Origin of the sequence: Shewanella sp. MF08487, from assembly GCF_050848685.1 — a bacterium.
Classification (GTDB): domain Bacteria; phylum Pseudomonadota; class Gammaproteobacteria; order Enterobacterales; family Shewanellaceae; genus Shewanella; species Shewanella glacialipiscicola.
On the sequence record NZ_JBOZPB010000020.1, the window covers coordinates 90919 to 98551 of the forward strand.

Below are 7633 nucleotides of genomic sequence, written 5' to 3' on the forward strand. Positions count from 1 at the left end.
AACCCCCCGCTCCGAAAGGACTGGGGGGTTCTTCGTTTCAGGGCCTAGAGTAAGGTCCTAAACTTCGAAAGAGTAAAAAATTAGCGTCGATTTTCGGCAATTCAGGACTAACGTAGCGAGAGAGAATATGGAACCAGGGCAGATGATCAGAGGCGCAGACGCGGTAATCAAAGTGTTAGCAGCACATGGCGTCACCACAGTGTTTGGTTACCCAGGTGGTGCCATTATGCCAATATACGATGCCCTCTATGGAAGCCCTGTCGAACATCTGCTCAGCCGTCACGAACAAGGCGCCGCCTTTGCTGCCGTAGGATACGCAAGAGCCAGCGGTAAAACTGGCGTGTGCTTTGCGACTTCAGGCCCAGGCGCGACTAACCTGATCACTTCCTTAGCCGACGCGCTGTTAGATTCAGTGCCTATCGTGGCTATCACAGGCCAAGTCTCCACCGCCGTTATCGGCACAGATGCGTTTCAAGAAATCGATGTGCTGGGCATGTCACTGAGCTGCACTAAGCACAGTTTTATGGTGACAAACATCAACGATCTTATCCCAACCTTATATCAAGCTTTTGAGATCGCCGCATCCGGCCGCCCTGGTCCTGTGTTGGTCGATATCCCGAAGGATATCCAACTCGCTCACCTCGAATACCGTACACCTTTGCTGGCCGTCACCAACGAACCCCAAGCCGAGATGAGTGATATCGAGGCTGCTCGTGCACTGCTGGCTGAAGCGAAACAACCTATGTTGTATGTCGGCGGCGGTGTGGGCATGGCGGGCGCGGTCGATCAACTGCGTGAGTTTATCAAAGTGACGGGCATACCTTCGGTCGCAACCTTGAAAGGGCTGGGCAGTATCGCCCACGGCACGCCAGGTTACTTAGGCATGTTAGGCATGCATGGTGGCAAAGCGGCTAACTTAGCGGTACAGGATTGTGATTTGCTGATCGTGGTTGGCGCCCGTTTCGATGACCGAGTCACCGGCCGCTTAGCGAGCTTTGCCGATAAGGCCAAAGTGATCCATCTCGATATCGACGCCGCTGAACTGGGCAAATTGCGTATGCCAGAGGTGGCAATCGCCGGCGACTTACGTCAAATGCTACCTGCCTTAGCCATGTCGATGAACATCACCCCTTGGCAGGCCGAGGTGGAGCATTTATCCCGTAAACACCAATGGGATTATCAACACCCCGGCAGTTTGATTTACGCCCCTGCCTTGCTGCGCCGTTTAGCTAATAAGTTACCCGAGGACAGTGTTGTGTGCTGCGATGTGGGCCAGCACCAAATGTGGGTGGCCCAGCATATGTGGTTCCGCCGCCCAGAAGATCACCTGTCCAGCGCGGGCTTAGGTACTATGGGGTTTGGCTTACCTGCTGCCATTGGTGCGCAAGTGGCCCGTCCTGATGCCACTGTGGTGACTGTGTCTGGCGATGGGTCTTTTATGATGAATGTGCAGGAGCTGACTACCATCAAACGCCGTAAGCTGCCGGTGAAAATCGTGCTAGTTGATAACCAAAAGCTTGGCATGGTGAAGCAGTGGCAACAGCTATTTTTTGAAGAACGCTACAGCGAAACGGATTTATCCGATAACCCCGATTTTGTTTTATTGGCCTCCGCCTTTGATATTCCCGGCCGCACGATTTTTTCTTCCGACGAAGTGGAAGAAGCCTTAACCGAAATGTTAGCGGTTAAGGGCCCGTATTTGTTACACGTTGCAATCGACGATGCTTTTAACGTTTGGCCACTGGTGCCCCCCGGCGCATCAAACAGCGATATGATGGACGAAATGGAGAAACAAACATGATCCACTCTCTGGAATTAACGGTTCAACAACGCCCCGAAGTGCTTGAGCGTGTTTTACGCGTGACTCGCCATCGTGGCTTTACGATTACCCAAATGCAGATGCGCATGAATGACGATGCGAGCCTGTCGCTGGATATGGAAGTCGATAGCGAACGTGCCATCGAACTGTTAAGTAATCAGCTGAATAAACTGATTGATGTGACTCAATGTAAGGTATTGTTACCGCTGAGCTTGCAACAAACGGCGAATGCTTAAGGCCTTGCTTAGGTGCATTTTAGTCCATGATGTTGAGTGACTATGAGTGCCAGATATTGAGGGGAATGCGGCAAGTGCAGCATTCACCATATGAATTAAGAATACCATTTTCGATTTGAGATAAAGGATACAGTCAATGCCAAAGTTACGTTCAGCTACCAGTACCGAAGGCCGCAATATGGCGGGTGCCCGTGCGCTATGGCGCGCCACAGGGGTGAAAGACAATGATTTTGGTAAGCCAATTATCGCCATTGCTAACTCCTTTACTCAGTTTGTACCGGGTCATGTGCACTTAAAAGACATGGGGTCACTGGTGGCGAGCGCCATCGAAGAAGCTGGCGGTATCGCCAAAGAATTCAATACGATCGCCGTCGATGACGGTATCGCCATGGGCCACGGCGGCATGCTTTATAGCTTGCCATCGCGCGAGCTTATCGCCGACAGTGTGGAATACATGGTTAACGCCCACTGCGCCGATGCTTTAGTCTGTATCTCCAACTGCGACAAGATCACCCCCGGCATGTTGATGGCGGCGCTGCGCCTCAATATTCCCGTGGTGTTTGTCTCTGGCGGACCGATGGAAGCGGGTAAAACTAAGCTGTCAGATAAGCTCATCAAACTTGATTTAGTTGATGCTATGGTGGCGGGCGCCGACTCGAACGTGAGCGATGAAGACAGTGCCAAAATTGAGCGTAGCGCTTGCCCCACTTGCGGCTCTTGTTCTGGCATGTTTACCGCTAACTCGATGAATTGTTTAACCGAAGCGCTAGGATTATCGCTGCCGGGTAACGGCTCTATGCTGGCAACCCACGCGGATCGCCGCGAGCTGTTTTTGGAAGCGGGTCGCCGCGTGATGGCGCTGGCAAAACGTTATTATCATCAAGATGATGAGTCGGCATTGCCACGTAATATCGCTAACTTCAAAGCCTTCGAAAATGCCATGACGCTCGATATCGCCATGGGCGGTTCATCTAACACAGTATTGCATTTATTAGCCGCCGCGCAGGAAGCCGATGTTGATTTTACCATGGCGGATATCGACCGTATGTCGCGCCTTGTGCCGCACCTTTGTAAGGTTGCGCCATCGACGCCTAAATACCATATGGAAGACGTGCACCGTGCGGGCGGCGTAATGGGAATTTTAGGCGAGTTAGATAGAGCTGGATTACTGCATACCGATGTGTTCCATGTGGCGGCCGACAAGGGTGACACTTTTGCGGGCGGCACAGTCAGTGATGGCACGTTAAAGTCAGTGTTAGCGCAGTACGACATCATGCAAACCCAAGATGACGCGGTAAAACACTTCTTTATGGCGGGGCCTGCGGGCATTCCAACTACTAAAGCCTTTAGCCAAGATTGTCGTTGGCCGTCACTGGATAACGACAGGCAAGAAGGTTGTATCCGTAGCCGTGAGTTTGCCTTTAGCCAAGAGGGCGGTCTTGCCGTATTGTCGGGCAACGTGGCCGAGAACGGCTGTATTGTTAAAACCGCGGGCGTGGATGAATCTAACTTAACGTTCGTCGGCACGGCACGTATCTACGAGAGCCAAGATGATGCGGTTGCCGGCATTTTAGGCGGCGAAGTGGTCGCGGGTGATGTGGTGGTTATCCGTTATGAAGGCCCCAAAGGTGGCCCGGGCATGCAAGAAATGTTGTATCCGACCACGTATTTAAAGTCGCGCGGTTTAGGTAAAGTTTGCGCGCTGATCACCGATGGGCGTTTCTCCGGTGGCACTTCAGGTTTATCCATAGGTCACGTCTCACCCGAAGCAGCTGCGGGCGGCACTATCGCCTTGATTGAAAATGGCGATCGCATCGAAATTGATATTCCAAAGCGCAGCATCAAGTTGGCAGTAAGTGATGTTGAACTCAATGCCCGCCGCGAAGCCATGTTAGCGCGTGGCCCAATGGCGTGGAAACCTATTGGTCGAGAGCGTTATGTGTCACTCGCGCTTAAGGCCTACGCCATGCTCGCCACCAGTGCCGATAAGGGCGCGGTGCGCGATCGCAGTAAACTGGAGGACTAATATGTTTACTGCATCTATGTTGCCACTCTCATCGCAAACTCAGGCGGATTTAGCCCATTTTCAGTTGGCACAAAGCTATCTGCAAAAAATCCTGTTGTCATCTGTGTATGACATAGCGAAAGTGACGCCGCTTTCAAGTATGAACAAGTTATCGGCGCGTTTAGGTTGTCAGGTATTTTTGAAGCGCGAAGATATGCAGCCAGTGCATTCCTTCAAGTTACGCGGTGCCTATAACCGTATCGCCCAGCTGACGAAAGAAGAATGTCAGCGCGGCGTGGTGTGTGCGTCGGCAGGCAATCATGCTCAGGGTGTGGCGATGTCGGCGGCGAGTCGCGGTGTGGATGCTGTGATTGTGATGCCTGAGACGACGCCCGATATTAAAGTCGATGCGGTGCGCCGTTTAGGTGGCAACGTGGTATTGCACGGCCAAGCCTTCGATCAAGCCAATGGGTTTGCGATGGCGCTGGCCAAAGAAGAGGGCCGAGTTTACATTGCGCCCTTTGATGATGAAGCTGTGATCGCAGGCCAAGGCACTATCGCCCAAGAGATGTTGCAGCAGCAGCGCGATCTCGAAGTGGTATTTGTGCCCGTGGGCGGCGGCGGTTTAATCGCGGGTATTGCTGCCTATTACAAGGCGGTGATGCCGCAGGTGAAAATTGTCGGCGTCGAGCCAGAAGACGCCGCTTGTTTAAAGGCGGCGATGGAAGCGGGCGAGCCTGTGACTCTGGCGCAAGTCGGTTTATTTGCCGATGGCGTGGCGGTAAAACGTATTGGCACTGAACCATTTAGAGTCGCCAAACTGTATGTCGATGAAGTGGTCACTGTTACCTCGGATGAAATCTGCGCTGCGGTGAAAGATATCTTCGAAGATACCCGTGCGATAGCCGAACCCGCTGGGGCTTTATCCTTAGCTGGGCTTAAAAAATATGTCAGTGCTAATGCCAGTGGTGATTGCGGCAATGGTGAGAAAGTCGCCGCGATTTTGAGTGGCGCGAATGTGAATTTTCATAGTCTGCGTTATGTGTCTGAACGTTGTGAGCTTGGCGAGCAAAAAGAAGCGGTACTGGCGGTGAAAGTCCCTGAGCGTCCGGGAAGTTTCTTAACATTCTGTGAGTTGCTCGATAAGCGGGTGATGACTGAGTTCAACTATCGTTTCAGTAGTCGCGATCTGGCCGTGGTGTTTGCCGGCATTCGCTTAAGCCGAGGCCAAGGCGAACTTGAACAAATCATCGCTACCTTAGAGGCTAATGATTTTGAAGTGCAGGATTTATCCGGTGATGAAACCGCGAAATTGCATGTGCGCTACATGGTCGGCGGTCATCCACCTGAAGCTTTAGAAGAGCGTTTGTTTAGCTTCGAGTTCCCCGAACATCCCGGCGCGCTGCTGAAGTTTTTAACCACTTTGCAGAGCAAATGGAACATTAGTCTGTTCCATTATCGCAACCACGGCGCTGCCTTTGGCCGAGTGCTGGCGGGATTTGAAGTACCCGCGAGTGATGCTTTGCCGTTCCAACAGTTTTTAACTGAGTTGGGTTTTGTCTATCAAGAGGAAACCCAAAGTCCTGCCTATCAGCTGTTTTTAAATGCGGGTAACGGCAACAAAGTCTTATAGCGTTCGCTGTGATGCAAATAGCTTAGATCGACGCGATGACATGTTAGGCAAAGTTAGGCTAAAGGAGGGGCGCACATGCGCCCTTTTTTGTGGTAGTTTTGTAGACTTAATACTCTAGCCGCCGATTAATACGTCACAGTTAAGTTACTGACTTAACCCGTTAACGATTAACTGGCTGTTTCTTAAAGCAGAACGGCTAACGAATAACAACGAGACCTCGACCTGCACGCATTAAGGAGACATGATGTTACCAGCACCGCGTTTTACCGCTTTTAATCCTCCTCGCCGTATTTTGATGGGCCCAGGCCCGTCGGATGTTTATCCCGAAGTGCTTGCGGCGCAGTCCAGACCGACAATCGGCCACTTAGATCCGCTTTTTGTGGGCATGATGGATGAGCTTAAGAGCCTGATCCAATACGCCTTCCAAACTAAAAACGAAATGACTATGGCAGTATCCGCGCCGGGCAGTGCGGGCATGGAAACCTGTTTCGTAAACTTAGTCGAGCCGGGTGAGAAAGTTATTGTCTGTCGTAACGGTGTGTTTGGTGAGCGTATGCGCCAAAACGTCGAGCGCGTTGGCGCCATTGCAGTGCTGGTGGACAATGATTGGGGCGCACCTGTCGACCCTGCTGCGGTTGAAGCGGCGCTGAAAGCCAATCCCGATGCCAAATTTTTAGCCTTTGTGCACGCAGAAACCTCTACTGGCGCGCTGTCCGATGCCAAAACCTTGTGCGCATTAGCCAAACAATACGGTTGCTTATCAATCGTCGATGCCGTGACTTCCCTTGGTGGCGTCGAGTTAAGAGTTGATGAATGGGGCATCGATGCTATTTATTCTGGCAGTCAAAAGTGCCTCTCCTGTGTACCGGGTTTATCGCCCGTGTCTTTCTCGAGCGCAGCGGTAGAAAAACTGAAGAATCGTAAAACCCCAGTGCAAAGTTGGTTCCTCGATCAAAGTCTTGTGATGGCCTATTGGACCAGCGCGGGCGGCAAACGTAGTTATCATCACACAGCGCCAGTGAATGCCCTGTATGCCCTGCATGAATCCCTGCGTATGTTGGCGGCCGAAGGTTTAGAAAATGCGTGGAAACGCCATCATGAAATGCATTTAGTGCTGCGTGCTGGGCTGGAAAAGTTAGGGCTTAATTTTGTGGTTGCCGAAGATTATCGCCTACCGCAGCTGAATACGGTTTATATCCCAGCAGGTGTGGATGATGCCGCAGTGCGCACTCGTTTGCTGAAGGATTACAACCTCGAAATCGGCGCAGGCCTTGGCGCCCTTGCGGGTAAAGCATGGCGTATCGGTCTAATGGGCTTTGGTGCCCGCCGTGAGAATGTTTCTTTATGCCTCAAGGCATTAGAAGAGGTCTTAAGCTAAGCGGCAGCATCGTCATCCCCGCACTGCTTCTGAGCGGGGATCCAGCTTTTGGGTAACTGAAGTTTGATTAAGCACTGTCATTCCAGTGACACGCCGACTTTGGTTTAAAAATAAGTCATCCCTGAGGGCTCGACGGCGGCATCCATGCCGCCAACAGTCACTTCCATGACAGTGCTTAATCCGGTTAAGCCCTTGGTATACCTGATAGTCTGTTATTTACAATGATGCATTTCGAGAATTTAACAATGGGTGGCCCGTTAAACTATTTTAACAGGGCGTTAGCCATCAATAAAAAGGAAGCATCAATGAAAGCTAGGTTTTTGCCACCAAGAGATAACTATTCTGGGAACTTACTCTGGAACAAAGAAGCCTTTTTAGACAGAAATCAGGAAATTTTATTTTCAATAAAAAAGTTAAGAGATATTGGGTACTGGGTGTAGTGGCATAGTGAATTTGGCCACCTAATAAGAAATGTTATGATCTCATTCATAGCGAATTTAGGTGACAAAATGAATAAAAGTAAACGTGCTCGATATAGCGCAGCGATTAAACTCGAAACTGC

At 51.1% G+C, this 7633-nt stretch carries 5 protein-coding genes; all 5 read left to right on the forward strand.

Going from position 1 to position 7633, the window contains the following annotated elements; genetic code table 11:
- Nucleotides 1–127: 127 nt before the first annotated feature.
- The 5 genes from ilvG (at nucleotide 128) to ACRN9H_RS14175 (ending at nucleotide 7071) form a co-directional block, all read left to right on the forward strand.
- Nucleotides 128–1801 (forward strand): acetolactate synthase 2 catalytic subunit, encoded by a 1674-nt coding sequence (gene ilvG, locus ACRN9H_RS14155; RefSeq protein ID WP_432314597.1) that lies wholly within the window; start codon nucleotides 128–130, stop codon nucleotides 1799–1801.
- Complete coding sequence (gene ilvM / locus ACRN9H_RS14160) at nucleotides 1798–2055, forward strand: acetolactate synthase 2 small subunit (protein WP_006083459.1); 258 nt, start codon at nucleotides 1798–1800, stop codon at nucleotides 2053–2055. The genes ilvG and ilvM overlap by 4 nt, the downstream gene beginning before the upstream one ends.
- 136 nt (nucleotides 2056–2191) lie before the next feature.
- Nucleotides 2192–4081 (forward strand): dihydroxy-acid dehydratase, encoded by a 1890-nt coding sequence (ilvD, locus tag ACRN9H_RS14165; protein WP_432314598.1) that lies wholly within the window; start codon nucleotides 2192–2194, stop codon nucleotides 4079–4081.
- A gap of 16 nt (nucleotides 4082–4097) precedes the next feature.
- On the forward strand, nucleotides 4098–5693 hold the full coding sequence (ilvA, locus tag ACRN9H_RS14170) for a threonine ammonia-lyase, biosynthetic (RefSeq protein WP_432314605.1): 1596 nt from the start codon (nucleotides 4098–4100) through the stop codon (nucleotides 5691–5693).
- Between the two features lie 244 nt (nucleotides 5694–5937).
- Nucleotides 5938–7071, forward strand: coding sequence for a pyridoxal-phosphate-dependent aminotransferase family protein (locus ACRN9H_RS14175; RefSeq protein WP_432314607.1), 1134 nt, complete (start codon nucleotides 5938–5940; stop codon nucleotides 7069–7071).
- Nucleotides 7072–7633: the final 562 nt, after the last annotated feature.